General features: G+C 33.7%; 22 protein-coding genes and 1 riboswitch. Of the genes, 12 read left to right on the forward strand and 10 right to left on the reverse strand.

Annotation, left to right across the window (positions count from 1 at the left end; translation table 11 throughout):
* Positions 1-17: 17 nt before the first annotated feature.
* Genes BUE22_RS22185 through BUE22_RS22195 form a run of 3 tightly spaced genes read right to left on the reverse strand, consistent with a single transcriptional unit; the run spans position 18 to position 2,907 of the window.
* Positions 18-1,070 carry a type III polyketide synthase gene (locus tag BUE22_RS22185; RefSeq protein WP_073398162.1) on the reverse strand — a complete coding sequence of 351 codons (1,053 nt, stop codon included), beginning with the start codon at positions 1,068-1,070 and terminating at the stop codon, positions 18-20.
* Positions 1,067-1,780, reverse strand: a complete 714-nt coding sequence (locus BUE22_RS22190) for a methyltransferase domain-containing protein (protein WP_073398163.1) — start codon at positions 1,778-1,780, stop codon at positions 1,067-1,069. The genes BUE22_RS22185 and BUE22_RS22190 overlap by 4 nt, the downstream gene beginning before the upstream one ends.
* On the reverse strand, positions 1,780-2,907 hold the full coding sequence (locus BUE22_RS22195) for an NAD(P)/FAD-dependent oxidoreductase (RefSeq protein WP_073398164.1): 1,128 nt from the start codon (positions 2,905-2,907) through the stop codon (positions 1,780-1,782). Before BUE22_RS22195 ends, BUE22_RS22190 begins: the two co-directional genes overlap by 1 nt.
* A gap of 140 nt (positions 2,908-3,047) precedes the next feature.
* Between BUE22_RS22195 and BUE22_RS22200 the strand changes: the two genes are divergently transcribed.
* The 6 genes from BUE22_RS22200 to BUE22_RS22225 all read left to right on the forward strand — a co-directional run bounded on the left by BUE22_RS22200 (position 3,048) and on the right by BUE22_RS22225 (position 9,030).
* A complete protein-coding gene (locus BUE22_RS22200; protein WP_073398165.1) occupies positions 3,048-3,653 on the forward strand; it encodes a DNA-3-methyladenine glycosylase in 606 nt (201 codons plus the stop codon).
* Positions 3,654-3,828: 175 nt separating this feature from the next.
* Positions 3,829-4,350, forward strand: coding sequence for an RNA polymerase sigma factor (locus BUE22_RS22205; RefSeq protein ID WP_073398166.1), 522 nt, complete (start codon positions 3,829-3,831; stop codon positions 4,348-4,350).
* Positions 4,351-4,397: 47 nt separating this feature from the next.
* Positions 4,398-4,607, forward strand: a complete 210-nt coding sequence (locus BUE22_RS22210) for a hypothetical protein (RefSeq protein ID WP_073398167.1) — start codon at positions 4,398-4,400, stop codon at positions 4,605-4,607.
* An 11-nt stretch (positions 4,608-4,618) separates the two neighbouring features.
* The gene (locus BUE22_RS22215; RefSeq protein ID WP_073398265.1) at positions 4,619-5,461 is read left to right on the forward strand and encodes a FecR family protein; all 843 of its coding nucleotides are present in this window, start codon (positions 4,619-4,621) and stop codon (positions 5,459-5,461) included.
* A gap of 102 nt (positions 5,462-5,563) precedes the next feature.
* Positions 5,564-8,182, forward strand: a complete 2,619-nt coding sequence (locus BUE22_RS22220) for a TonB-dependent receptor (RefSeq protein WP_073398168.1) — start codon at positions 5,564-5,566, stop codon at positions 8,180-8,182.
* Positions 8,183-8,187: 5 nt separating this feature from the next.
* On the forward strand, positions 8,188-9,030 hold the full coding sequence (locus tag BUE22_RS22225) for a DUF4249 domain-containing protein (RefSeq protein ID WP_073398266.1): 843 nt from the start codon (positions 8,188-8,190) through the stop codon (positions 9,028-9,030).
* Between the two features lie 154 nt (positions 9,031-9,184).
* On the opposite strand, the gene BUE22_RS22230 is transcribed toward BUE22_RS22225, so the two are convergent.
* Together BUE22_RS22230 and BUE22_RS22235 are read right to left on the reverse strand one after the other, a co-directional pair.
* Positions 9,185-9,955 (reverse strand): SDR family oxidoreductase, encoded by a 771-nt coding sequence (locus BUE22_RS22230; protein WP_073398169.1) that lies wholly within the window; start codon positions 9,953-9,955, stop codon positions 9,185-9,187.
* Between the two features lie 45 nt (positions 9,956-10,000).
* Positions 10,001-10,756, reverse strand: a complete 756-nt coding sequence (locus tag BUE22_RS22235) for an SDR family NAD(P)-dependent oxidoreductase (protein ID WP_073398170.1) — start codon at positions 10,754-10,756, stop codon at positions 10,001-10,003.
* Positions 10,757-10,862: 106 nt separating this feature from the next.
* On the opposite strand from BUE22_RS22235, the gene BUE22_RS22240 reads away from it, so the two are divergent.
* The gene (locus BUE22_RS22240) at positions 10,863-11,213 is read left to right on the forward strand and encodes a winged helix-turn-helix transcriptional regulator (protein ID WP_042566823.1); all 351 of its coding nucleotides are present in this window, start codon (positions 10,863-10,865) and stop codon (positions 11,211-11,213) included.
* A 76-nt stretch (positions 11,214-11,289) separates the two neighbouring features.
* Here BUE22_RS22240 and BUE22_RS22245 read toward each other — a convergent pair whose 3' ends face one another.
* Together BUE22_RS22245 and BUE22_RS22250 are read right to left on the reverse strand one after the other, a co-directional pair.
* Positions 11,290-12,456: an iron-containing alcohol dehydrogenase gene (locus BUE22_RS22245; protein ID WP_073398171.1), complete on the reverse strand. Its 1,167-nt coding sequence runs from the start codon at positions 12,454-12,456 to the stop codon at positions 11,290-11,292.
* A gap of 69 nt (positions 12,457-12,525) precedes the next feature.
* Positions 12,526-13,404, reverse strand: coding sequence for an AraC family transcriptional regulator (locus tag BUE22_RS22250; protein ID WP_073398267.1), 879 nt, complete (start codon positions 13,402-13,404; stop codon positions 12,526-12,528).
* Between the two features lie 283 nt (positions 13,405-13,687).
* On the opposite strand from BUE22_RS22250, the gene BUE22_RS22255 reads away from it, so the two are divergent.
* Both BUE22_RS22255 and BUE22_RS22260 read left to right on the forward strand, forming a co-directional pair.
* Positions 13,688-15,868 carry an HAD-IIB family hydrolase gene (locus BUE22_RS22255; protein ID WP_073398172.1) on the forward strand — a complete coding sequence of 727 codons (2,181 nt, stop codon included), beginning with the start codon at positions 13,688-13,690 and terminating at the stop codon, positions 15,866-15,868.
* A 1-nt stretch (position 15,869) separates the two neighbouring features.
* Positions 15,870-17,378, forward strand: a complete 1,509-nt coding sequence (locus tag BUE22_RS22260; RefSeq protein WP_073398173.1) for a glycoside hydrolase family protein — start codon at positions 15,870-15,872, stop codon at positions 17,376-17,378.
* Between the two features lie 273 nt (positions 17,379-17,651).
* On the opposite strand, the gene BUE22_RS22265 is transcribed toward BUE22_RS22260, so the two are convergent.
* Positions 17,652-18,245, reverse strand: a complete 594-nt coding sequence (locus BUE22_RS22265) for a 5'-methylthioadenosine/S-adenosylhomocysteine nucleosidase family protein (RefSeq protein ID WP_073398174.1) — start codon at positions 18,243-18,245, stop codon at positions 17,652-17,654.
* A 213-nt stretch (positions 18,246-18,458) separates the two neighbouring features.
* Positions 18,459-18,558: riboswitch (SAM riboswitch) on the forward strand.
* 539 nt (positions 18,559-19,097) lie between these two features.
* Here BUE22_RS22265 and BUE22_RS22270 point away from each other — a divergent pair.
* Entirely contained in the window at positions 19,098-20,597 is a 1,500-nt protein-coding gene (locus BUE22_RS22270) for an aminotransferase class V-fold PLP-dependent enzyme (RefSeq protein ID WP_073398175.1), read from the forward strand.
* Positions 20,598-20,681: 84 nt separating this feature from the next.
* Here BUE22_RS22270 and BUE22_RS22275 read toward each other — a convergent pair whose 3' ends face one another.
* Together BUE22_RS22275 and BUE22_RS22280 are read right to left on the reverse strand one after the other, a co-directional pair.
* Positions 20,682-21,902: a DUF763 domain-containing protein gene (locus BUE22_RS22275; protein ID WP_073398176.1), complete on the reverse strand. Its 1,221-nt coding sequence runs from the start codon at positions 21,900-21,902 to the stop codon at positions 20,682-20,684.
* 188 nt (positions 21,903-22,090) lie between these two features.
* Positions 22,091-22,432, reverse strand: a complete 342-nt coding sequence (locus tag BUE22_RS22280) for a hypothetical protein (RefSeq protein ID WP_073398177.1) — start codon at positions 22,430-22,432, stop codon at positions 22,091-22,093.
* A gap of 244 nt (positions 22,433-22,676) precedes the next feature.
* On the opposite strand from BUE22_RS22280, the gene BUE22_RS22285 reads away from it, so the two are divergent.
* Positions 22,677-23,114, forward strand: a complete 438-nt coding sequence (locus tag BUE22_RS22285; protein WP_042566831.1) for a hypothetical protein — start codon at positions 22,677-22,679, stop codon at positions 23,112-23,114.
* 187 nt (positions 23,115-23,301) lie between these two features.
* Complete coding sequence (locus BUE22_RS22290) at positions 23,302-27,000, forward strand: two-component regulator propeller domain-containing protein (protein WP_073398178.1); 3,699 nt, start codon at positions 23,302-23,304, stop codon at positions 26,998-27,000.

The raw sequence follows: 27,000 nt of genomic DNA on the forward strand, positions 1-27,000 counted from the left end.
ATTGTTTTTCTAAATAATTACCATTGCAATAAAACACGCTGTGCCGAAAATCCAGGACCAAAACTAAGCATTAATCCTTTTTCTCCCGCTTGTGGTTTATTGTCCATAATACGCTCTAAAACATACAATACGGTTGCGCTGGACATATTGCCGTATTGCTTAAGGACTTCTTTTGTATCATCAATATTTTTGCCTAATCCTGAAAAAAGTGTCTCTACGGTTGTCACTATTTTTTTGCCTCCGGGATGAAATATCATATGATCCAGATCTTTAATTTCTAAATTGTTTTTTTTCAAAAATGGATGAATGATATCGTCAAAATGTGAAGCAATTGTGTCCGGAACTTCAATATCCAAAACCATTTGCAAACCTCCGTTAGTCAGTTTAAATCCCATCATATGTTCGGCATCATAAAAATGATACATTTCTTCAGCCAGTATTTCCGGGCCATTATCTTCTTCGTAAGATGACAAAAGACAGCAAGCTGCTCCATCACCAAAAATGGCTGCACTTACAATATTCGGCATCGAAAAATCATCGAGCTGAAATGTTGCTGTAGGCGATTCAACCGCAATTACTGCGGCGCGTTTTCCGGGATTGGCTTTTAGGAAATTTTTGGCATAAATTATTCCGGATATACCTGCAGCACAACCCATTTCTGTAACCGGCAATCGTACAATATCCTGTTTCAGTTTCATTTTATTGATAAGATAAGCGTCCAGCGAGGGAATCATGATTCCGGTACAGCTTACCGTTATAATATAATCAAGAGATTGTGGTTCCCAGCCTGCTTTTTCAAGTGCTTTTTCTAAAACCTGTTCTCCTAAAATAATAACCTCTCGACTGTAAATATCATTTTTATCTTCAAAAGATGTCGCTGTAAAAACTTCAACAGGATCCATTATCGAATAGCGTTTGTCTACAGCGGCGGCTTCAAATATTTTTTTTACTTTTTTTATAAAACGCTCTTCCTGTCCATCAAGCCATCCATCCAAATACGGAAGTATATCGGCTGTTGTTCTGGAATATTGTGGTAGTTGTTTTGCAACAGTAACTATTTTTACACTCATCTTTTAGTAATTATCCATTGGTAGCGAAAAGCCCATTTCCAACGTATGGTATAGTTTTTTAAACTTAGTTTTTTGGAGAATTCCTCCAGTTCATTTTTTTTAAATCCTCTTAAAATAGAAACCAGACCATCTTCACGAGACATTTTTTCTAAATTAAATACAGAACAAATTATTTCAAAAAGTCTGTAAGCCAATTTACTGCGGTGCAAATCGTTTATCACAACACCAATAGCAGCATTCTTATTAAAGATAGTAATAATATTTAATATTTGCTCATTAGAAAAATGATGAAGTGTAAGTGTACACAAAAGAATATCGTAATGAAGAGCTGCAAAATCTTCACTAAAAATATCGATACATTTATATTCAATATTCGGGTATGAATTTGAAAGTGTTTTGGCGTAATTGATAGTAAAAGCATTTGCATCTACACCAATGAGTTTAAAAGAGATATTGTTTTTTCGCCCGTAATTTGATAACATTCGCAGCATATCGCCATTACCACAACCAATATCTGCGATTGTTATGGTTTTTGAAATATCAGCTTTGTTTAATAATTTTTTTACGCCGTTAAGCGTGAGATTATTTCCTCCCAGGAATTGATTTATACGCGCAATTTGATCGAGCGCAGCCGTCAGCTCATTGCCCTGAAGCGAAAAATCGTCCATTATTTCGGCTTCCTGTGTTCTATATTTGGTATTTATGCTCATTATTCGATTGCTATAGGTTTGCCATGCGTTTGTTTTATTATTGCGGATAATAGTGCAGGCATTGAAGCTACTATTGCAACAAACACATTGGTGATTATTTTGTAGGTTAAAGTTTTTGCCAAAAACCGGCCCATAAGCAGTCTTTTTGCGAAATTCTTATTCCATTTTTTAATGTATTTTTTTTCTAATAATTCACGGGATGCTATCTTACCATTATGATAATCAAGTACTAATTCTGAAGCTATTTTGGCGCTGTGTATTGCCATTGCCATTCCGTTACCACACATCGGGTGAATAAGACCTGCCGTATCGCCAATCATTAAAATATGATTTTCTACAGGCAGTTTTTTATCAAAAGAAATTTGGCTTATCGTTAGTGGTTTTTCAAAAACGGGATTACTGTTTTCAAAAACGTTTTTAAGATGTTTGTTTTTATAAAGTACGTTTTGCTGGTAATCGTCTATGTTTTTATATTTTTTAAAAGTGACATAATCAGCGAGGTAACAAATGTTTATAACATTGTTTTCTACTTTTGAAACACCGCAATAACCGCCTTTAAAATTGTGTAAGCCCACAACATCATCTGGGAAATCTCCCGAAAAATGCGCTTTAACGGCTAACCATGGCGATTTTTTAGTGATAAAATCCCGGGATAAAACCTGATCTAAATTAGAACGTTTTCCAAAAGCACCCAATACTGTTTTTGATGCCAAGACTTGATTTTGAGTTGTAACTGTAAACGTATTATTGTGGAAAGAAACATAAGTAACTGTTTCATTGATAATGGTACAGCCGTTTTTTAATGCTTTTTGATATAGAAAATTGTCGAGTGCAAAACGACTTACGCCAAAACCGCCCAATGGGAGTGCTGTTTTTGCCATTTTGCCATTTTGTGTAGTAAACTCAAATTTAGAAATATTGGTTGGCTTCAATTGTAAAACATCAACACCAAGCCATAGAAGGTAGGGCAGAATTTCATTAGAAATATATTCACCGCATACTTTATGACGCGGATAATCGGATTTTTCGATAAGGGTTACTTTTAATCCTTTTTTTGATAAATGTATGGCTCCTGTCAAACCTGCAAGACCACCGCCTATAATTACTACATCCGGATTTGTTTTCATATATCCAATTTAGCAAAAAAATCTTAGAGATACTAATGATTTTTTATTATAAATAGGTTAATTTGGTAATGAAATGAAGTGCTTTTAAATTAATTTAGAGGTCTGTAAATCTTTATATTAAAGTATTAAATTATTCAGTTTTGAAATTACCATTATCCTATTATCTTAATCCCGATGTGCTTTTTTTAGCCAAAGATTTGCTTGGGAAAGTTCTCTATACGCAAGTTGATGGACAAATAACCGCAGGAATTATCGTTGAAACCGAAGCTTATTTTGGCGAAATAGACAAAGCCTCTCACGCTTATGGCGGCCGACGCACGAACCGAACCGAAATAATGTATAGTGAAGGCGGGGTTTCGTATGTGTATTTATGTTACGGAATTCATCATCTTTTTAATATTGTAACTTCTGTAAATGGCGAACCTCACGCGGTTTTAATTCGGGCAATTGAACCTTTAATTGGTCAGGAAATCATGGAATTGAGACGGGAAATGCCTGTTTCTAAAAGTGCTATTTCATCTGGTCCTGGTTCTGCGGCGAAGGCTTTGGGAATTGATAATTCTTTCAATAAAAAAGATTTAGGCGGCGAAGAAATCTGGGTAGAAGATCATGGCATTCAATATCCTGATGATGCTATCGTGTCTGGTCCGCGCGTAGGTGTTGCCTATGCGCAGGAAGATGCTTTTTTGCCCTGGAGATTTTTTGTAAAAGACAATAAATACGTTAGCAAGCCCAATAAAATCTAATTAAATGATAGAAACTTTGATTTATATTTTTTCTATTAAATAATTTTCGAATAAATTTCTGTTCTTTGCAACTTAGCATTTACTAAAGAAATGGTTAAAGCTGTCTTAAGCGATTAGCTTTAGAAGGCAATATTATTCTGGACATTGAGTTTAGACTAATTATCATATTTACGTTATGGACAACAAAAAGTTTATATTAAGTTTAAAAAAAGGTAATGAGGCTTCTTTCAGGGAAGCTTACTTAAAATACTACGATAAACTGATAAACATTGCCAGACGTTTTAATTTTACGGTTCTTACCCCGCAGGATTTTGTTCAGGAAACCTTTTTAAGATTATATGATAAAAGAGAATTACTGAACGAAGATGTTTTATTTGATAAACAACTGTTTGTAATATGCAAAAACATCATTATCAATCATCTTAACAGAGAAAATAAAATAATTCAGTTTGATCCTTCGCAATTTGAAATCGCAGAAGAAGAGATTGATACGGGAATTTTTGAAGAAAGAAGCGAAAAATTATATAATTTCATAAATCAGCTTCCGGAACAGCAACAAAAAATATTTACTTTACATAAACTGGAAAACCTTAGCTATAAGGAGATTGCAGCGATGACGGATCTTTCTGAAAAGACCATAGCCAATCATATTTATCTCGCCAGTAAATTTATTAGAAAAAAAATCGAAAACCATTAGGAACTTTTATGTTCTCGTTTGTTATATATAAAAATAGAACATAAGAAATGGAAATTGAGGCTTATAAAACAGATGTTACAACAAGGGAGGATGCAAGGTTCATTGTAGCACTTCTTCAATTTGTTATTTCTGATTGTATCATGAATTTTGATTTGGAAGATTCTAATCATATTCTAAGAATCGAAACCAACAGAGAAATTAAGGAAATGGTGTATGGTGTTTTTAATAAGCAGGGATTTTATTGTCAGAAACTTTAACGCTCAAAGACATGGATGAAAAAAAAATAGAAGAAGAATTAAAAAAAATCTGGGACGAAACTCCCAATTTACATTCTGATGCTGAAAAAGAGGCTTCGTGGGAGAGTTTTCAATCTAAAGCCTTTGCTCCAAAAAAGAAGGATTTTAAAATTTGGCGTTATGCAGCAGCAGCGGCAGTCATCATTTTCATGCTTATCGGAACCGGAATTTATTTTAGCAGAAGCCCTTTGCAGGAAAATGTTTATGCGGCTTCTAATGTAATTGAAAATACGACTTCAAAAATAAAAACTGTTTTCCTGCCGGATAGTTCAAAAGTAGAATTAAGCCCAAATTCTAAAATTGTATATGCCAATAATTTTGAAAGTAACAGAAAAATTGAAATTCACGGAGAAGCTTATTTTAAAGTAAAAAAAGATAAAAAACATCCTTTTCAGGTTTTTTGTAATGAAACCACAACAACTGTTTTAGGAACTTCTTTTACTGTAAAAGAATATACTAAAAACGGAGCCATTATAGCACTTTATGAAGGAAGCGTCCAGATGAATGTAAAAGGTCAGGATAAAAAATGGATACTGGAACCGGGCGACAAATTTACGTACGGAAACGAAATAGCAGCAGTGGCCGAATTTGACAGGTTTATTGATTTTGACAACGAAAAATTAACCGCATTAGGAACTTATATTGAGGAGAATTACGGTTATAAAATGGCAATTCCGCAGGAATATTACAACCAGCGAATTACAGTAAGAATAAACAAAAAAGAGGATTTAAAAACAATTGTTCAATTAATATCAGAAATGTATAACCTAAACTTCGAAGTAAATGACGAATTAAAAGAAATTACTTTTCAATAGAAAAGAAAAGGATGCACTAGCCGCGAAACTAAAAACATCCTCCTCATAGTCAGGATAGTATAAAACTATTCCATTTAATAATATTCAAAAATACAAAAATTCATGAAGCATATAATTTCAGCGTGCTTTTTTTTATTCAGTTGTTGCATGTTTTCTCAAAACATAACTGTAACTGTTGACAAAACGGTAACCTTAAAAGAATTCTTTAAGCAAATTGAAAATCAAACCGATTTTAAATTTGCCTTTACCGATCAGGTTAATACAAGTCAAAAGTATTTTAATCAAAAAAACACCTTTAAAAATATCGAAATCAAAGAACTTATTAATGAACTTAATAAGAATGCTACGATTCAGTTTTCGATTGTAGGCAATAATATTTTCGTAAAGCAAAAAGCTTCTAAAACTAATACAGGCAGAATAAAAAAAAAGTTAACCGGTCAGGTACTTGACGATAACAATGAAACTGTTATTGGTGCAAATGTTTTTATTAAAGAACTGCAGACAGGTGCTACGACCGATAAAAACGGAATTTTTTCATTAGAATTGGATAAAGGAACTTACACCGTTGTGGTGAGCTATGTAGGTTTTAAAAATAAGGAAAAGCAAATTACAGTTTCTGATGATGAAAAAATAAATTTTAAAATGGAGTCCGACAGCCAGCAATTAGAACAGGTAATTATTACCAACACCAAAGCGGTTGATGTAAGAAATACGCAAATGAGTGTAAATAAGCTTACTATGGAAGAAATTAAGAGAATTCCATCTGCTATGGGTGAGCCGGATCCCTTAAAATCAATATTAACATTGCCGGGAGTTACAAATGCAGGAGAACTTTCTTCAGGTTTTAATGTTAGGGGAGGTGCTGCCGATCAGAATTTAATTCTTTTAGACGGAGCTCCTGTATATGGTGACTCTCATATGTTTGGTTTTTTCTCTGTTTTTAATGCAGATGCCATCAGCGGACTGGAGTTGTATAAAGGCGGAATTCCTTCTAAATTTGGAGGAAGAGTTTCCTCAGTTCTTGATGTTAGCCAGCAAACAGGAGATTTTGAAAACTACAAAGTAAACGGTGGTATTGGTTTGATATCAAGTCGTTTATTGGTTCAGGGACCTATCCAGAAAGAAAAAGGATCTTTTCTTATTGCCGGTCGTGCTTCTTATGCCCATTTATTTTTGAAGCTGTCTGATAATAGTAATTCTGCGATGTTTTATGACATTAATGCTAAATTAAATTATCGCCTTAGTGCCAATAATACGATTGCATTTTCGGGATATTTAGGAAATGATGTTTTCGATATAAACGATCGTTTTGGCAGCACTTATGGGAATACAATGGGAATATTAAACTGGAAACATAAATTTTCTGATAAAATAAATACCAATTTAGCCGTGTTCTACAGCGATTATAAATTTAATCTTGATATTTCTACGGAAAATTTCGAATGGAACAACACGATAAAAAGCTACGGTCTTAAATACGGATGGAATCATGCTGTAACAGAAAAATTGAAACTTAACTACGGAATTGACGGTCAGTATTACGATTTTAATCCGGGAACTGTACAGCCAACAAGCTCAGATTCGCAGTTTAATTACAAACAGTTTGATAAAAAATATGCTTTTGAATCGTCTGTTTATCTGGATTTTGAACATCAGCTTACAGAAAAATTAAATCTAAGATACGGGCTTCGTTATAGCATGTTTTATCGTTTAGGAGGTGAGACCATCAACACTTACGAAAACGGGCAGGCAGTAGTTTACAATCCGTTATATAATATTTATGAAGAAGGAACTCCAACCGGAAGTATTTCGTATAAAAGTGGCGCAACCATAAGTAAATTTGATAATCTGGAACCGCGTGCAGCATTGTCGTACGCTTTTAATGATAATACTTCGGTAAAAGCAAGTTACAACAGAATGGCGCAATACATTCATATTTTATCCAATACACAATCGCCATTGCCAATGAGCATCTGGACACCAAGCGGACCCTTTACAAAACCACAGCTTTTGGATCAATATGCTGTTGGATATTTTAAGAATTTTAAAGATGGAGATTATTCTCTTGAAACAGAATTGTTTTATAAAAATATCCAAAATCGTATTGATTATATTGATGGTGCCGATATATTGGCCAACAATAATATAGAACAGGTTATTTTGAATGGTAAAGCCAGATCGTATGGTTTGGAATTATTACTTAGAAAAAATACCGGTGATTTTACAGGTTGGGTTTCATACACATTATCAAGGGCAGAACAAAAAACTCCCGGCAGAACCCCAGGCGAACCGGGAATTGCAAATGGTGATTGGTATTTATCAGGATATGATAAAATGCATAATCTGAATATTGTAGGTAGTTATGAATACAATCCGAAATGGTCTTTTAATGCTAATTTCTCCTTACAATCAGGTCAGCCTGTAACGTATGCAAATGGGTATTATGAGTTTGGAGGAATCAATATTCCTAATTTTTCATTGAGAAATGAAAACAGACTGCCACTTTTTCATCACTTAGATCTGGCGGCAACCTATACGCCAAAACCGGATAAAAAGAAAGGCTGGCAAAGCTATTGGGTATTTAGCATCTATAATATTTACAATAGAAAAAATGCCGCTTCGATGACGTTTGCAACAAACGAAGATACGGGAGCGAATGAAACCAGAAGACTGTCTATTTTTGGAATAGTACCTGGTATTTCTTATAATTTTAAATTTTAATGAATATGCAAAGGTTTAAACAATATAATTTTAAAAGTAAAGCACTGACTTTATTTAGCCTGTTTCTCGTACTATTTTTTGCATCTTGTGAAGATGTCGTAACGCTTGATTTAGAAACGGGGGAAACAAGATTAGTGGTAGATGCAGAAATTATTTGGCTAAAAGGAACAAACGGTAACGAGCAAACCATAAAAATTAGTAAAACGGCTCCTTATTATAATAATACAACGCCAAAAGTTTCAGGCGCTCAAGTACGAATTGAAAATACTAATGGTGATGTTTTTACCTTCAATGAGACAGAAGCGGGCTTGTATGTATGCACTAATTTTGTTCCTGTTATTGGCATGGATTACACTTTGTATGTTACGGCAGAAGGGCAAAGTTTTACGGCTGTTGAAAAGTTGACTTCGGTAACACCAATTGATCGTGTAGAACAAGAGATGGTTCCTGATTTTGGAGGCGAAGATGTAATTGAAGTTACCTATTATTATAAAGATCCGGCTGATGCAGTCAATTATTATCTTACAGATTATAAAACAGAATCTTTAATTTTTCCGGAATATGAACTAACAGACGATGAATTATTTAACGGAAATGAAATAAACACAAGATTTTCGAATGAAGATAAACTGAAGACCGGGCATACGATTGAAATTACACATCGCGGTATTTCTAAAAACTTCTATAATTACATGAATTTAATTTTAGAAGTATACGGTGGAAGTCCATTTTCTATTCCTCCCGGTAACATCAGAGGTAATATTATAAATACAAATGATGTCAATAATTATGCTTTTGGTTATTTCAGGCTTTGTGAAGCAGATAAAGTAGATTATTTGGTGCAATAAAAATTAGGTTGTTAAAATTGATTTGTAATTACATCTGGCATATAAAACAATTTATGTCAGGTGTTTTTTTTTAATTCATTTTCTAAAAACTAAAACCTCCAAAATTATTGATTTTGGAGGTTTTCAGGTTTTATAAATCAGGTTTTGATTAATATTATTTCATCAGACTAATATTGGTCATACCACCGTCTGAAAGGATTTCGGTACCCACTATAAAAGCCGAATCATCTGATGCCAAAAATACAGCAGCGTTTCCAATATCAGATGGAAGTCCTTGTCGGCCAACAGGCGTAATATCGATCCAGATTTGTTTTACCTGCTCTAATTGTTCCTGCGGTACCAATTTTCCAAAAACGGGTGTATCAATAGAACCCGGAGAAAGTGTATTGACACGTATTTTTCTCGGCAGCAAATCCAGCGATAAACCTTTGGCCAAAGATATAATGGCCGCTTTTGCCGCCGCATAAATAGCCATTCCGGGAGCAGCGCGATGTGCAGCACTTGAACCAATAAGTATGACAGAAGCACCATCGTTTAAATACGGAAGTACTTTTTGTACTGTAAAATAAGCACTTTTCAAATTCAGGTCCATATAGCTGTCATAGCTTTCTTCTGTAACTTCGTTTATGGTTCCCATAGGAACACCATCTACAACTCCGCCTGCATTTACAACCAAAGCATCAATTTTTCCGAACTTTTCAGCTGTTTTTTTGAATACATTTTCCAAATCATCACTGTTAGTGACATCACCTTTAATTGCTATAAAATCTTTGCCTAAAGCATTTACGGCAACATCCAGCGTTTTTTCATTTCTTCCGGTAATTGTACCAACGGCACCTGCGTTTTTAAATGCTTCTGCAATACCAAATCCAATACCGCTATTACCGCCTGTAACTACCGTTACTTTATTTTTTAATTTGATCATTTTCTTTTAATCTTGAATATTTAATTATTAATAATTGAGGAAGATTTATACACCGTAAATACCTCCGGAAACGGAAATTTTTTCTCCTGTAATCCAACCAGCATCATCAGAAGCAAGAAATACAGCTACTTTTGCAATATCTTCCGGTTGTCCTGTGCGGCCAAGCGGTGTGTTGGCAACAAATTTTGTTTCGGCCTCACTGCCAATGAAACCTGCAGTATGCGAACCCTCAGTTTCTACAATGCCCGGTAAAATAGAATTAATGCGGATATTTCTTCCGCTGAATTCTTTAGACAAAGCAATCGTAATGGCATCTAAAGCTGCTTTTGTAGCAGAATAAACCGATCCTGTTGCAAGTGGTGTTTTACCGGCTTCAGAACTGATATTGATAATATTACCGCCTTTATCTCCAAATAATTTTAGAGAAGCCTGAATCGTTAGTAATGATCCCAAAACATTGATGTTGAATTGCTGATGAAAAGAGTCTGCAGAGAATTCTTCGATAGGGGCATATTGATAAATACCAGCATTATTTACCAAAATATCCAGGGTACCAAAAGCAGTTTTTGTTTCTTCGAATAATCTAGCTACTTCTGATTCTTTTGATACATCGGCTTTTACAGAAATAGCTGTTCCTCCATTATTTGTTATTGCTTTTACAACTTTTTCTGCATCTTCTTTGCTTGATGCATAATTGACAACAACTTTGGCACCTTCTGCCGCAAAATATTTAGCTATAGAAGCTCCAATTCCTTTTGATGCGCCTGTCACTATTGCTACTTTGTTTTTTAATTTATTCATGTTTTTATTTTTATGATTTTACAAAGGCAAATTTAGAGCAGATTAATTTATTTTAGTAACTTTGTAACTAAAAGTAACAGTAACCTTGAAGTAACAAAGTAACCTTATGGAGTGTAAAGTACCTGAAAAAGAGAAGCACAAAAAAGAGATGATGGCAGTCCAGGATTCAATGGATGTGCTTAGCGGAAAATGGAAAATTGCGATTATTTCCTCTGTTTGTTATTATAACAAAAGAAGATTTTCGGATATTTTGAATGATGTAGTAGGTATTTCAAACAAAATGCTGAGCAAAGAATTAAAAGAGCTTGAAGTAAACAAATTAATCAGGCGAACGGTTTTAGAAACGCAGCCAATAAGTGTTCAGTACGAGCTTACGGAACATGGCAAAACCCTGCAGACAATAATTAATAATCTGACAGAGTGGGGCATTGAACACCGAAAAAAGATAATTGAATAATAGAGATGTTATTAAAAAATAAACCAGACAAATAAAATAAATGTCTGGTTTATAAAGTATTGTTTTGTCTTTAGAATTAATTCAATACAGCATCATTTACATAAACGACATCTTCGTAGCAGGCGTTGTAAATATCTTTCAATTCTTCTACGCTGGTTACACGCGGATTAAAACCGGTGCATGGATCAATGAATGCGTTGTTTGCAATATAATCCAGGTTTTTATCCCAGTCTTCTTTTGAAATTCCGAATTCTTTTAGAGACGAAATATTATTCACTCTTTTTCTTAATCCTTCAATTGCCTGTGCCAATTCTTCGGCAGTTTGCAGTCCAATTACTTTTGCCAATGACGGAAATTTATTTGTAGCTACGCTATTATAACGAATAACATTTGGTAAAAATATCGCATTTGCGCATCCGTGTGGAATACCGTATAAAGCACCAACCTGATGAGATAATGAGTGAACAATTCCTAACCATGCATTATTAAAAGCCAAACCTCCCATAAAAGAAGCGTCGTGCATGTTTTGACGAGCCGTAATATTTGATGGATTTTTTACAGCTTCTTCCAGATTATCAAAAACAATTTCTAATCCGCCTTTTGCCAATACATCAGCAAAATTATCATCAATATTAGAAACGTAAGCTTCAACGCAATGTGTTAAAGCATCCAATCCTGTATTTGATGTAACATGAGCAGGCATAGACGCACAAATTTCGCCATCGATTATAGCAATATCCGGAGTTAATTCGTAAGATACAATTGGGTATTTAACCCCTTTTTCACGATCTGTAATTACCGCCAAACCAGTTGTTTCAGTACCAGTTCCGCTTGTAGAAGGAATTGCGATAAATTTAGCCTTGTTTCTTAATACCGGAACGCTGAAAGGTTTGATAAGCGAATCAAATTCAGTTTCAGGATGTTCGTAAAAAATCCACATTGTTTTGGCTGCATCAATAGCAGAACATCCACCAATACCTACGATCCAGTCTGGCTGAAACGCACGCATAGCTTCTGCACCTTTAAAACTTGTAGCAGATGACGGATCTTCTTCAACACCATCAAAAACAAAAGTTTCAATTCCTGCTTCTTTCAAAAAAGCCACAGCTTTATCAAGCGTTCCGCTTTTTTTCATAGAATTTCCGCCGGTTACAACAAAAGCTTTTTTACCTTTTATATTTTTTAATTCTTCAAGACTTCCCGGACCGTGGAAAACCTCTCCTGCAACAAATAATTTGCTCATCTTTAATAGTATTTAATTATTGATGCAAAGTTAGAGGTGCGGGCAGGGCAGGATGTTATACAAACAAGACTATGCGGTATAAATTTGAGCCAATTCCTGTTGCAATTCGGTTGGAGTTTCTTTTAGTTTTGCCTTTACAAATTTATTAAGTGCAGATGGAGAACTAAATCCAAGGTCGAATGCAATTTCCTTGTGAGACAGATCAGAAAACAATAATTGTCTTTTGATTTCGGTCAGGATGCGGTTATGAATTGCATTTATGGCCGTTTCTCCACAATGTTTTTTGGTTATTTCGTTGAGTTTTTTAGGAGTAATTGAAAGCTGAGAAGCATAATACTGTACCGTACGTTCGCTTCTGTATTGTTGGTTTAAGAGTTTCTTGAAACCAATATAAATATGTTGATTTGTTTTTTGATGCAATACAGGATGTTGTCCGTGAATAGATTCTATAAGTCCCAATAAAAAAACTTTAATGTAAAAACGGGCTTGTTCTTTTTTGACAAGACTTGGTTTATTGTAAATATTCTGGATACTTTTTACAAGCGTAATCGCTTCTTCAAATTCGTGGACAGGAAGCGCTGTACAATTAAGATTGGCAGAAAGATTTACATTATAAGGACTTAATTCATTCTTTAATATATCGGAACAAAATAATACTTCTTCAAATAAAATTATTTTACCGGTTAAATCTTTACTGAAATTAGAGATAAAGCAAATTTGCTCCGGAAAAATGATAGAAATTTTTCCTGCTTTTAGAAAATGAATTTTGTCTTCAATCTGAACATCAACTTTTCCTGTTTCTACAATAATAATCAAAAAATGATCATTTTTGTGAGGCTGCTGATAGTTTTCAATATGTTTTTTGTCTAAATCAAAAACGCGGAAAGATAAATTTTTGTCTTCTGCTTTTTCAATAATTTTTTTGATCTCTGACCTTTTTATATTCATTTTAAAAATTGCTGTTTTGGCAAATTTACGCAAACTTATTCAGGTCATGCGGAATGTTGACTCAAAAACTATTCAATAGGTTACCATTATACTTTAATAATCAAAAAGAAATTTATTGCAAATCAAAGATTTACATGATGAAATATTCATCATTTTTTTGTTGATGTGAATGGAATTTTATTGCCATAATTTTTACAGATTTGATTTAAATTGTCTGTTTTTCCTCAGATTTCGGGTCAGTTCGCTTTATTTTTCGTACCTTAAAATCAAATTAATAAAAAAGATGATGACAAAATTAAGAATTTCATTGATCAATATTCACGGACTTTTGAAAGGCTCAGGTCTTGAGATTGGCAGAGATGCTGATAATGGAGGACAAACTAAATATGTATACGAACTTGCCGAATTTTTATCCCAACATGCAGATGTAGAGCATGTTGATTTATTTACAAGATTGATTGATGATCGCAGTCTTTCTCCAGAATATGCAGTACCTATTGAAGTAGTAAATGAAAAATTGACCATAAGGCGAATTCCCTTTTTAGGGAAAAAATACAAACCGAAAGAACAATTATGGGAAGGTCTTGACACTTTTGTAAACGGAATTGTTCAGCATATTAAAGTTCATGACATATTTCCCAACTGGATTCATTCGCATTACGGAGATGCGGGTTATGTGGCCAGCGAATTATCGATAATCTTAAATATTCCTTTTGCTCATACCGGACACTCTTTAGGTTTTCATAAAAAGAAAAAATTGCTGGAAAGCGGGATAGACGAACAGGAACTCGAAAAGAAATTTAAGTTTAAAGCCAGAATTGCCGCAGAAGAAAGAACACTCGAACTATCAGAATTTATTGTTACTTCGACAGAGCAGGAAATTGAAACTTATAAACCGTATAAAAATTTTGATTTAGCCAAGTACCACGCCATTTCTCCCGGTATCGATACCAGAAAATTTGTTCCCTATTATCATCTCGAACAGGATTTAGATAAGCAAATGGAAGAAGAACAAAGAAAATATTGGGTTGCAGAAACCATTTCTAAGTTTCTTATAAATCCCCACAAACCCTTTATTTTGGCACTTTCAAGGCCAGATCGCCATAAAAACCTTCATACACTTATTGAAGTTTATGGCAAAGACAAAGAACTGCAAAGCATCGCTAATCTGGTCATTTTTGCAGGTATAAGAAAAGATATTTCACAAATGCCGGAATCAGAAAAAGATGTATTAACAGATTTACTGCTGTTAATGGATAAGTATGATTTATACGGGAAAATGGCAATTCCGAAAAAGCATGATGTAGAAAATGAGGTTTCGATTATTTACCGTTATGCGGCCGAAAAAAGAGGTGTTTTTGTCAATCTGACGCTGCACGAAAATTTCGGTTTAACCGTAATAGAATCAGCTAGTTCTGGTTTGCCTGTTGTGGTTACCAAAAACGGAGGGCCATCTGAAATTATTCCGACCTGCCAAAACGGAATATTGGTAGATCCTTTAGATGTAAATGAAATTAAAAAAGCGGTGCGAAATATATTAACCGATGAAAATCAATGGAAATATTATTCGAATAACGGAGCTATTAATATTCAAAAACATTACAGTTGGTTAAGTCATGTAAACCAATATGTTGAATTAATTAATGAGAATCTGACGCTTTCATCTGGTTCCGGTATTAAAAACAGGCACTATCCAAATATCAATATTGAGCGGTTAAAAAGAAAAGTCGAAAACTTATTGGTTTCGGATATTGACGGAACGCTGATTGAACCCAAATTAAATAATCCGGGTTTAAAAGAATTAAAAGTGCATTTAGTAAATCGTACCAATAAAATGGCTTTTGCCCTGGCATCCGGACGAAATTTGGCGCTGGTTAAAAAGGTGATTGATGAAGAACAATTTCCGTTACCGGATTTTATTATCTGTTCTGTTGGAACCGAAATTTATTATACAAATGGTACGGATTACATTTTAGATAAAGGCTGGGCGACTTTTTTATCAGGAAGATGGAAAAGAGATGATATTGAAAATCGTTTAAAAGCAATTCCGTGGATGAAACTTCAGGAAGATGAAGCTCAAAATCCTTTTAAGATCTCTTATTATTATGATAAAGAAAAATACGATCACGAGGAGTTAGTCAAAGCTTTAGGAAAAGGATGGTATAAAATAAACATTATTCCGAGTCACGGACAATTTCTGGATTTTATTCCCAAAAGGGCTTCAAAAGGAAACGCAATTAAATTTTTATGCCGTAAATGGGCAATTCCTTTGTCTAACGTAATTGCGGCAGGTGATTCAGGAAATGATATCGACATGTTTAGAGGTGCAATAAAAGGAATTATTGTGGGAAACAGAAGTATGGAATTAGATCATTATGAAACAACCAAAAGTATTTTTGTGGCAAAAAGTTCAGCATCTTTAGGGATTTTAGAAGGATTAAAACATTATAAAATAATAAAATAATATGTATTCAGGTTCAGGTTTTAGCAGTTGGGAAATAGGCGATGTTGATGTTTTTATTGATGAAAACGGACTTCATCATTTGTTTCATTTGATTATTCCTAATCACGATTATATCGCACATGCCGTATCGCGTGATGGTCTTTCCTGGAAAAGAGTAAAAAATGCTTTGTGGGTTGGAGATCCCGGAGAATGGGATGACGATATGTTGTGGACGATGCATGTAAGTAAAAACACCGCGGGAGAAGGTTATGAAATGTATTATACAGGATTAAAGCGCAAGGATAAAGGAATAATGCAAAAAGTAGGAAGGGCAGTTTCTCCGGATTTAATTCATTGGACGAAAGAAAACGAATATGGTCTTCCCTTAAAAAGTCAGGCACCTTATTATGAAAGTTCGGCCAATAATCCCCGCGAATGGATTAGTTTTAGAGATCCGTATAAGTATGAATTTGAGGGAGAAGATTATTTGCTAATTTGCGCCAGAAGTGCCATCGGACCAACTTACAGAAGGGGATGTATTGGTGTAGCAAAAAGAGAAGCGACTGGTTTTGTGCTTCAAAAGCCGTTGCATGTTCCGTATGTATATGATGACGTGGAATGCCCTTGTGTAGTCGAAATAAAAGGAATGCATTATTTATTGGGTTCGATTCGCGAAGATATTAAAGTTCGTTATTGGTTTTCTCCTGATTTTAAGGGAGAATATCATGCTTTTCATAATAATGTGCTAATGCCACAAGGCAATTATGCCGCAAGAATTGTAAAAGAAGGCGATTATTTTTTGATTTACAATTTTTATTTTGTGGGTGGAAATGTCAACACACATCGCGTAATTCCGCCACCAAAACAATTAGATGTTGATACCAGCGGCAGACTTTTATTAAAAACCTATCACCATTGGGAAACGATTTATCAGAGAACAATTGCACAAAAGAATTTACCAATTCCGGTGCCTATTTTAGGAAATCCATCTGCAAATTTTGTTTTGGAACATGAAAATAAATGGCGTTTTGGATGCCGAAGCGGTTATGAAGTTTTTTGTTTTGAAAAACCATCCAATGATTTTGTGTGGGAAGGAACGCTGGCGGTTGAAGGAATGGGAAAAACAGGCTTTGTAATTGAGTGTGATGAAGAAGGAACTGCCTATTATGTTTCGATTGATTTTGTAAATGGTTTTGTTCAGTTTCGAGCGTGGGGATTTAATGAAAAAGACGTCAAAAACAATTTTATCTTCGAAAATATTCAAACCAATCAATTTGAAATTATCGATAAAAAAGAAATCTATTTTAAAATAATCCGTCACGGAAATTACTATGAAGTATCTATCAATGAAGTCGTTAAATTAACTTTATTGGATTTTAAATACAGCGAAGGAAAAATAGGGGTCTATGTTTGTTCTGCTATTGTGTCCTTAAATGATTCAAAGATTCACGTAATTCCGGAACCAGAAAATGAATACGCAACTTCAGATCCAAATAAAGCTTTTGATGAATATTTGAAGAAATCGCATTAAGAAGGAAGAGAATAGAAGCAAAAGAATAGAGGAAAGAGAATAGAGAATAGAAGCAAGAGAATAGAGGCAAGAGGATAGAAGAAAGAAAGAGAGATGAATATAGCCCAAGGTTTCAACCTTGGGGGACATGCATAATAAAAATGCATTATGTCCCAACGGTTGAAACCGTTGGCAATGTTTACAAGTAAAATAAATTATGGCTTTTACGAATTTGCATGAATTGATTTTAAGATTAACAATTAAAAAATTAGTGCAAATTCGTGAAATCCGTGTTTAAATGTTATTATTAAGTTGTAAAATGTTTCCGAAAGCTGCTGCGGCTTTGTGAACCTGAATAACCCAGTCATCAGCGGCATTGTCATCTGCACCGTCTGAAATATATTTTAAGCACAAAAACGGAATATTTTCTTTCATGGCAATCATGGCAAGGGCGTAAGCTTCCATATCTACCACATCGTATATTTTGGTGGCATGACCCATCTCAAAACTATCACCTGTTCCACAAATACCTATTTGCAGGTTATCCATTGCCAAACCATAGTCAAGAATTACTGGCAAATTTGAAAGAGGAGTTTCATATTGTGCAAATCCCAAACCTCTCACATCCATATCTCTTTGCACAAATTTAGTACAGCAAATAATGTCGCCTTTTTGAAAAGAATTGCTTCCTGCTGATCCAAGATTAACGATTAAAGATGGTTTTTTATTTTGAATAGCTTTGGTTAATTCATAAGCTGCATTTACTTTTCCGATTCCGGTAATGAGCGTATTTTGACCAACGAAAACATCTGCCGCTTCAGATTCTAATGCAAATGAGAATAATACATCTTTTAATGGAAAAGATAATTCGGGTGTAATTTTTATCATTAAATAAATTTATTTTTCAATATGCAAAGATGCTCATTTCAACTAAATAATAGGTTATAGAAACAAAGGATTTATGTCAATTGTTTATTGTTCAGAAAAGAGATCGTACAATGCGTAATACTTTATTTATTGTTAAAAATTAAAAAAAACAGTTTTAAACTATATTAATTCGATAGAATTTATATATATTTGCAGAGTAGAAAATTTCTACATGACTTATCCAGAAAGACTGAGGGAATAGGCCCGATGATGTCTTAGCAACCTGTTGCCAAATAAGGTGCTAAATCCTTCCGCTACGGCGGACAGATAAGAAAGATTTCGTTTAGTAAATCTGAATAAGCTCATCAATATTAAACTTTTTTATTCATCAAAATGAAAGCTGAGCTATTATTATACGCCAATTTAAAAGAAACCAATCTGCTATTTCAGGAAAACAAATCTTTAGTTTTTCGAATGCAAAGCAGGTAATTTTTTCCAGTCTATTTCCCTTTATTGACGTTACGTTAGACCATTTCCAATTGGTCAGGGATAAGTATGTTCAATTTTAAACTAAATTATTATGAAATAGGATCAATCCCAAGACCTGTGGAGAAAGAAAAAAAATTACCGCAGAGAACGCTAAGTTTTTTATTCTTAGCTTTTATAAAAGACATCCCGAAGCTTCGGGGCGCAAAACTTTGTATTGATTTAGCTTTGCGAACTCTGTGCTTTTTAAGGCATTCTTAGATAAAAATCTTTGCGTTCTCTGCGGTAAAAAATCGGTTACAAAACCATAAAAAATCACTTTGGAAATTTGAAATCTTTGAAAGATTCAACCAGAAATAAAATATGTTAATTTAAAATGATAGGGAAATGAATGTTATTGAGAAGCAAGTAAAAACAAGCCAATTAGAAAAGTATTTTTCGAAATTTAGAGAAAATACAATAGGAGTAAATCACATTTTTGAATCCATTTATGGAAAACAAAATTTATTATATGCTGACTGGGTTGCCAGCGGAAGATTATATATTCCGATTGAAGATATAATGCTCAATAAAATAGGTCCGATGATTGCCAATACGCATTCATTTTCCAGTCAAACCGGAAAAGCTTCGACATATGCTTATCAACATGCCAGAGCACTAATTAAAAAACACGTTAACGCTAATGAATCTGATGTTTTGGTTACCACAGGAACCGGAATGACAGCGGCTTTATCTAAATTACAGCGTTATCTGGGTTTGCGTACTGCCGATAATAAATTGCATTCTAAAACTACGGATAAAATAGATAAACCAGTCGTTTTTATTACGCATATGGAACACCATTCTAATCAGGTTCCGTGGTATGAAACCAATGCCGATGTGGTCATTTTGCCTGCTGACAAAAACAATTTGGTAAACCCTGAAATTCTTGCTGAGAAAATAAAAAAATACGCAGACCGAAAACTGAAAATAGGTTCTTTTACCGCTTGCTCAAATGTATCCGGAATAATTACGCCTTATCATGAATTGGCAAAAATCATGCATCAAAACGGTGGTTTTTGTTTTGTTGATTTTGCAGCTTCAGCACCTTATGTAAAAATTGATATGCATCCCGAAGATCCTGAAGAACAATTGGATGCGATTTTCTTTTCTCCACATAAATTCCTGGGTGGTCCCGGAACCTGCGGGGTTTTGGTTTTTAATGAAAAATTATACAAAAGCAACATCCCCGATAATCCGGGCGGAGGAAACGTAAAATGGACAAATCCATCCGGAGGATACCAATACAGTGACATAATAGAAGTAAAAGAAGATGGCGGAACTCCGGGATTTTTGCAGGTAATAAGAACTGCTTTGGCTTTGGAACTAAAAGACCAAATGGAAGTAGAAAACATAAAAAACAGAGAAAAAGAATTGCTTGATCTTTGTTATGCAGCGTTTAGTAAAATTCCGGGTTTATCTATTTTGGGAGATATTACAACCGAAAGAATTGGCTGTGTTTCTTTTATAATCGAAAATATTCATTACAACTTGGTTGTGAGACTTTTAAATGACCGTTTCGGAATTCAGGTTCGTGGCGGTTGGTCCTGCGCCAGCACGTATGCGCATTATTTGTTTGATATTGACGAAGAAAAATCAAAAGAAATTACAAACGAATTGCTTCAGAAAAATCAAACCAATAAACCGGGTTGGGTTCGTTTATCCCTGCATCCAATCATGACAAATGAAGAACTTTTGTTTATTTGTGATGCTATACAGCAAGTTGCGCAAAATTATGAGGAATGGCAAAAGGATTACAAATACAATAGTTCTTCCAATGAATTTGAGAATGTTATAATTGGAGAAGATATTGAAAAAGAGGTACAAAAATGGTTTGAGCTTGGGTAATAAAAAAGTATTTTTTCAATAAATATTTAAAATCTCATTTCATTATCGAAATGGGATTTTTTTTTGCTGAAACCTGTTATCAGTTTAAAATAATTCCAATTGATTATTAGGGTTTGAAGGTTTGCTTTTTGGAGGTTTGGCATCACCAAAAATAGTTCTTCCGCCATATTTGTGCGATTCATCGCGTTCTCTTTGAATCAGGGCATCAAAGTTAGAATTGGGTGTAAAACTTTCTTCGGCTTTTCTTGAAATCTCAGATAATTTTTGAATGGCCTGTATTTTGTCACTATTTCCAATTTTAGCACGATTAATTGCCCTTTGCAAAGTATCAATTGTCTCATCATAAATTTTTACAGGAACAGGAAACGGATGTCCGTCTTTTCCGCCGTGAGCGAAAGAAAAACGCGCAGGATCTTCAAATCGGGTAGGAGTGCCGTAAATTATTTCGCTAACCAATGCTAACGATTGTAAAGCTCTTGGTCCCATTCCTTTTAAAAGCAATAATTCTTCAAAATCTTCCGGTTTATTTTCGTGGGTTGCCCACAACATTGCGCCCAATCTTTTCATATTTACATCTTCCATTCTCACATCGTGATGCGCAGGCATAGAAAGATGCTGCATTTCTTTCATGATTCTTGTTGGAGATTCTTTAGATAATTCTAAAATGCCTTCTCTGGATTTTGTAGCTGCCTCAGCCGTAAGATTTAAGATTGTGCCTTGATTTTCTCCATAAATAAAAGTATGCGGCTCATTTATAAAGGACTTTAAATCTTGTGAATGCCAATGATATCTTCTGGCAGTTTGCGAGTTAGGATTCATTCCTTGCTGAATAACCGCCCATTGTCCTTTATTATCAACGATAAAATTGTGCTGGTACAATTGAAATCCGTCCTGAATGGCCGTATTATCAACTTTGGCGGTTAGTCTGCTGCAATTGGCAAGATTATTTCCGTCAAGACCTGTTTTTTCGCCAACAAATAAAAGTTCCTGCGGAGTTAGCATCGAATGTTTGCCTTTGCCTCCGCAAATATATATTCCCAATTCTTTTGAATGCGGGTTTACTGATTTTTTTAAAGCTCCAAGTACAGAAGTTGTAATGCCCGATGAATGCCAATCCATGCCCATTACGGCACCAAAACTCTGAAACCAAAAAGGATTACTTAGTTTGCTTATTACTTCAGAAGTAGAAAATTCTAAAGCAATCGTTTCTACAATGGCAAAACCAAGTTTAGACATTCGTTCAGCAAGCCACAATGGAACATGCCCATAATGTAAAGGAAGATCTGCTGTGCCGGAACGTTTCATTTGATAAGATTTGGATTGCTGTAAAATTAGGTAAAATAGTTTAAAACGCTTATTTCAAAAAGAAATGATTGAGAATACATTAGCATATTTTCGTAAATAACAGATTGTTATCAGCAAAATAAAAACCGCCGGATTTTGTCCAGCGGTTTAGATTACTTTTTATAAAATTCCGATTTTTATATACAGATTTATCTATTTACATCATCTTCTGTATAGGTATCATCATCTTCAGGTTCGGCAGTAGTTGCATTATATTCATCCAAAGTTCTTCTGTCGGGATCATTATCCTTTTTTAAATCTTCATCCAGATACTGCGGTCTATTGGTGTTTTTTTGAAAATCGGGATCAATATTATCGTTATCATCCAGTCTGTGCTGAATTGGATGTTCATTAGCTTTCTCATTATATTGATCTCTTTTTCCAGAAGTATCTGCCTGATCTTTATTTAGTATAGTATCCTTGCTTTCCATGGTTTCAGATTTATTATTCTGATTATCTGATCTGTCGTTTCTGTGGTCTGAAGTATTCATAATAATAAGTTTATAGTTAATAATTACAAATCTAAAGACAACAAATAAGAATAAATTATACTTTTTCGATCTTTAATTGTATTATTATCAGTTGTTTAATTTGAAGTTGTATTTAAGAATTTATGGACATTTTGTAATTTTTGGCATGGAATAGTAGAATTTTTTCTCTTTCATTTTTATTTAATTTGATATATAAAATTACAGTGCTATACAATGTTCATTTTTTAACTAAAAATAACTTATTATGAAAATACCTAGAGAAATTATTAATGGGATTTATATATTTTTAGGAATCGCTGCTTTCTTTTTATTGCTGGAAGTTTTAAATCTTGCTCATCTATTTTATCTGCGTTTATTAAATGTACTTTTTATTTTTTATGGTGTAAACAGAACTTTAAAAATGAATCTTGCTGATGGTAAGAACAGTTTTGTTCCCAACGCAATTTCGGCTATGGTAACTTCTTTTACAGGAGTGGTTATTAGTATTATAGCATTGCTTATTTATAGTTATGCTAAAGGAGGAGACAAATACGTAAAATCATTATCTGAAGCGTTTATGTTTGGAGGCGAGCCATCGGTAGCAACATATTCTTTGTGTTTGTTTTTTGAGGGAACTGCTTCGTGCATAATTGTTACATTACTCCTAATGTTATATTGGAATAATAAATATAAAGCCGACTAAACTTCATAATTATAAAAACAACGAAACTTACTATAAATATAACCTGCATTGTAATTGCAGGTTTTTTTATTTTAAAAGAATCAAAACTGTTTCATTGTACTTTACATTTCGCTTCATTTTTAACTTAACACATAGTTCATGTTTAAATTAACTTGCAATTGTAAACTTGCGAGTTAAATAATATACAATGATTCGAGTATTACTAGTATTTTGTCTTTCTACAATTTATTCTTTTGGACAGCAGATAAAATTTGAAAACTTTACAACAAACCAGGGCTTATCAAATAATTCGGTACTTGATATAGAAAGCGATAAAGATGGCGGCTTGTGGATTGCAACCTGGGATGGTCTGAATTATTTTGATGGTTACAGCTTTAAGATTTTTAAAAACAATTTTAAAGATCATAAAACAGTTTCAAGTAATTATATTACAAAATTACAAAAAGATGCCCTGGGACGAATCTGGCTCATTACAAAAGAAGGTAATGTAAACCAATACCTTGGAAATGATGAGTTTGCAGCATTTAAGTTTAAAAGTACTCCAAAAGGGATTCATTTATCTCAAAAAGGAAATATAGTAGTAGAAACAAGTACAGCTTATTATGAATTTAAAAATAATTCCTTTGTCGAAATTCCTCAAAATAATGTACAAAGAACAGATTTTGAAAACTTAAAAAGTATTTTGCTTAGAAAATATCCTAAACTTATTATCAACGATATTTTAAAAGATAAGTTGGGAAATATATGGTTTGCTACTCGTGAAAACGGATTGTATATCATTACAAATGAATCTAATGAAAATAATATAGAACATTTTACCTCTGATTTGTATGCACCATATTCTTTCACAAATAATGAAATAGAAACACTTCATGAGGATGATTTTGGAAATATCTGGTTAGGACAAAAAGATGGTGGTTTGAGTATGGCATTTACCGGTTCTGAAAAAATAAATTCTGTTATGCCGCATCCTATAAAAGAACCTAATCTGCCGGATGAAACAATAAGAGCAGTTACCAAAGACAGTAAAGGAAAAATCTGGTTGGGTTATTATACAAGAGGACTTTATTGCTACAACGACAGAAGCCACTTATATGAAAAATTTAAAATAGACAAAGCTGCTTCAAGTCCGGATTGGGAACGAATAAGAACTTTGTTTACATCAAGCGATGGAACAGTCTGGGCCGGAACTTACAAAGGAATTTTACGTATTTCTGATACTAAATGTACCAGCTATGAAACAAGCAATATCAAAGGGATGCCTGTTAACAGATGTTATTCTATGTTTGAAGATCAAAACAAACAGCTTTGGATGGGATGTTGGGGAGGTTTGGCCAAATTTAATTTGACAACAGGAAAGTTTGAAACATTTAAGGGCCAGGAATTATTAAATAAATACAATATAAGATGCGTTAAAAAAAACAATCAAAACCTTATACTCGCAACAGAAAATAATGGAGTAATTGTATTTAATTTAACGACGAGCGCTTTAAAAAAAATCACTACCAAAGATGGAATTTTAGGCAATAGTGTCTATTCTGTTTTTGTAGATAATGAATCAGATAATTACTGGATTGCTTCTTTGGGAGGTATAACCGTTTTTAATAAAAAAACCGGCGTAATAAAAAACATTACAGAGTCTGAAGGATTGCCAAGTCATATGGTTTACGGACTTATTGATAATGGAAATAAAATTTGGGTTAGCACTACAAAAGGACTTGCTTCTATTGACAAGAAAAAATACACCGTAACTTCTTATAACCCTGATCACGGCTGGCAGGCACCCGAATTTTCTGAAGGGGCCTATCATCAGGATTCAAAAGGAAATTTATTTTTTGGAGGCATAAACGGACTTAATTATTTTAATCCCGGAACGATTCACACCGAAAATTCAAAAGCACGAGTAAAATTGAAAATCGATGGTAATGAAAATTATCCGGCAGAAATAGAAAAAAGTTTTAGTGATAATGAATTGGAAATTGAAATAATACCAATACTATTTCCAAAAGCCAAAAGAAGTGATATTTATTACAAACTCGAAGGAAATGATGAGGAATGGATTCCTTTGGGTGCTAACAATAAAATAGAATATACTGATTTATCTTCCGGAGATTATGTCTTTATGATAAAACAGGGCAAAAACGGAATTCCTGAACCTGCATTTTTTACGCTTCACATTACCGAAGCATTTTACGAATCGGCATTGTTTTATATCCTGTTATCAGGTTTTATATTGCTCGTTTGTGTAATAGTAATTTATGTTAAAAATAAAAGAGCACTTGTCGAGCAAAAATATCTGGAAGAACTTGTAAAAGCGCGTACTAATGTTATTGAAAAACAGAAAAAAAACCTGGAAGAAATTAATGCAGAACTGGATAAAAAAAATAAAAAAATAGAAGAACAAAAAGAGAAACTTTTGATTCTGCACAGTAATTTTAAAAATGAAAATTTTGAAATTGAAAAGTTTAAAACCTTTATGCTGGCAGAATTTCAGGATCCGATAGCGAGAATAATTGAAATCTCGAGTTCGTTTAAAAAGGATACAGAAACCCAGCGCGCCCTAATGTCACAATCCGGCAAATTGATGAACCTTATTTCTGAATGGAATTACCTCGAACATGTTAAAGAACTTGGCCCAATAAAAAAAACTGCTACAGATTTGTTTCCTGTTTTAAAAAATAATGTCGAAAAACTAAAGAAAGAGCTGCAGCTTCATCAGGTAAATTTTAATTGTGAAATAGACAAAACAGATTGTTTTGCCATTATTGATGTATTGCGTTTAAAACTGGCATTGCAGTATTTTTTCAATGATTTCTGCAAATATTCAGACAGAGACAGCACTTTAAGTATTGCAATCACGTATGAAAATAATTTTTTAAAAATTAACGCGGTTTCTGATAGTGTTATATTAAAAAACAACTGGCAAAATATCGTGCATTATAGTCCTTATTTTAGAGCTTTACAGGTTTTAATACAAGATTTGGAAGGCGAATTGATTCCATCTTCAGAAGAACAATTTCAAACCACAATCTTAATTCCGATAGAGGTTGTTGATCCTGAAACCAATTTTAAAGAAACAATTTCCTGGAAAAATTTTAATTATGAAGATCAGTTTTCTTCAGATAAAAAATGTCTTTTGGTTTTTGGCGATCCATTTAATAATGCGGCCGCAAATCAGGTTTTGGAAAGCGAAAATTACAACCTGATTTTTGAAAGTTCTGTTTCTAATTTAAATGCAATCACAAAACAGATCGATATAGCCGCTTTGGTTTTTTATCAGGTAGCATTCTCCAATGACCTGATTCATTTTTTAAAAACAAACAAAGGAAATACCAATATAAAAATCCCCATGATTTATATCTCAGAAGATATTAATTATGAACTAGACGAACAATTATTGGAAATAGGTATCGATACACATATTAAATTGCCGGCGCGAGCATCATTTATCAGAAAGAAAATTGATAGCCTGATCAATCAAAATGCAGAGCCTTTGCGAGAATATAAAATTCAGCAAAAAATATTTGAGATTCTCACGGAAGACAATGAACATATTACACCAAATGAAAAACTTTTAAAAAGAGCTTTGGAAATAATTAAGGAGGAATTACAAAATCCTTCTTTTAATGTAGAAATGCTTGTGGAGCAATTGGGAATTTCGAGGGTAAAATGCTATCGTTTGTTTAAAGAAACACTAAATCAGTCTCCTTTGGATATATTAATGTCGCTTCGATTGCAAAAAGCAGAAGTTTTGCTAAAAACGAAAAGACTGAACATATCTGAGATTAGTTTTGAGTGCGGATACAACGATCCGAAATACTTTGGACGTTCCTTTAAAAAGTATTTTGGCAAAAGTCCGAAGGAATATAAAGAATATAGCACGTAG

Origin of the sequence: Flavobacterium pectinovorum, assembly GCF_900142715.1 — a bacterium.
In the GTDB taxonomy this organism is placed as follows: Bacteria; Bacteroidota; Bacteroidia; order Flavobacteriales; family Flavobacteriaceae; genus Flavobacterium; species Flavobacterium pectinovorum.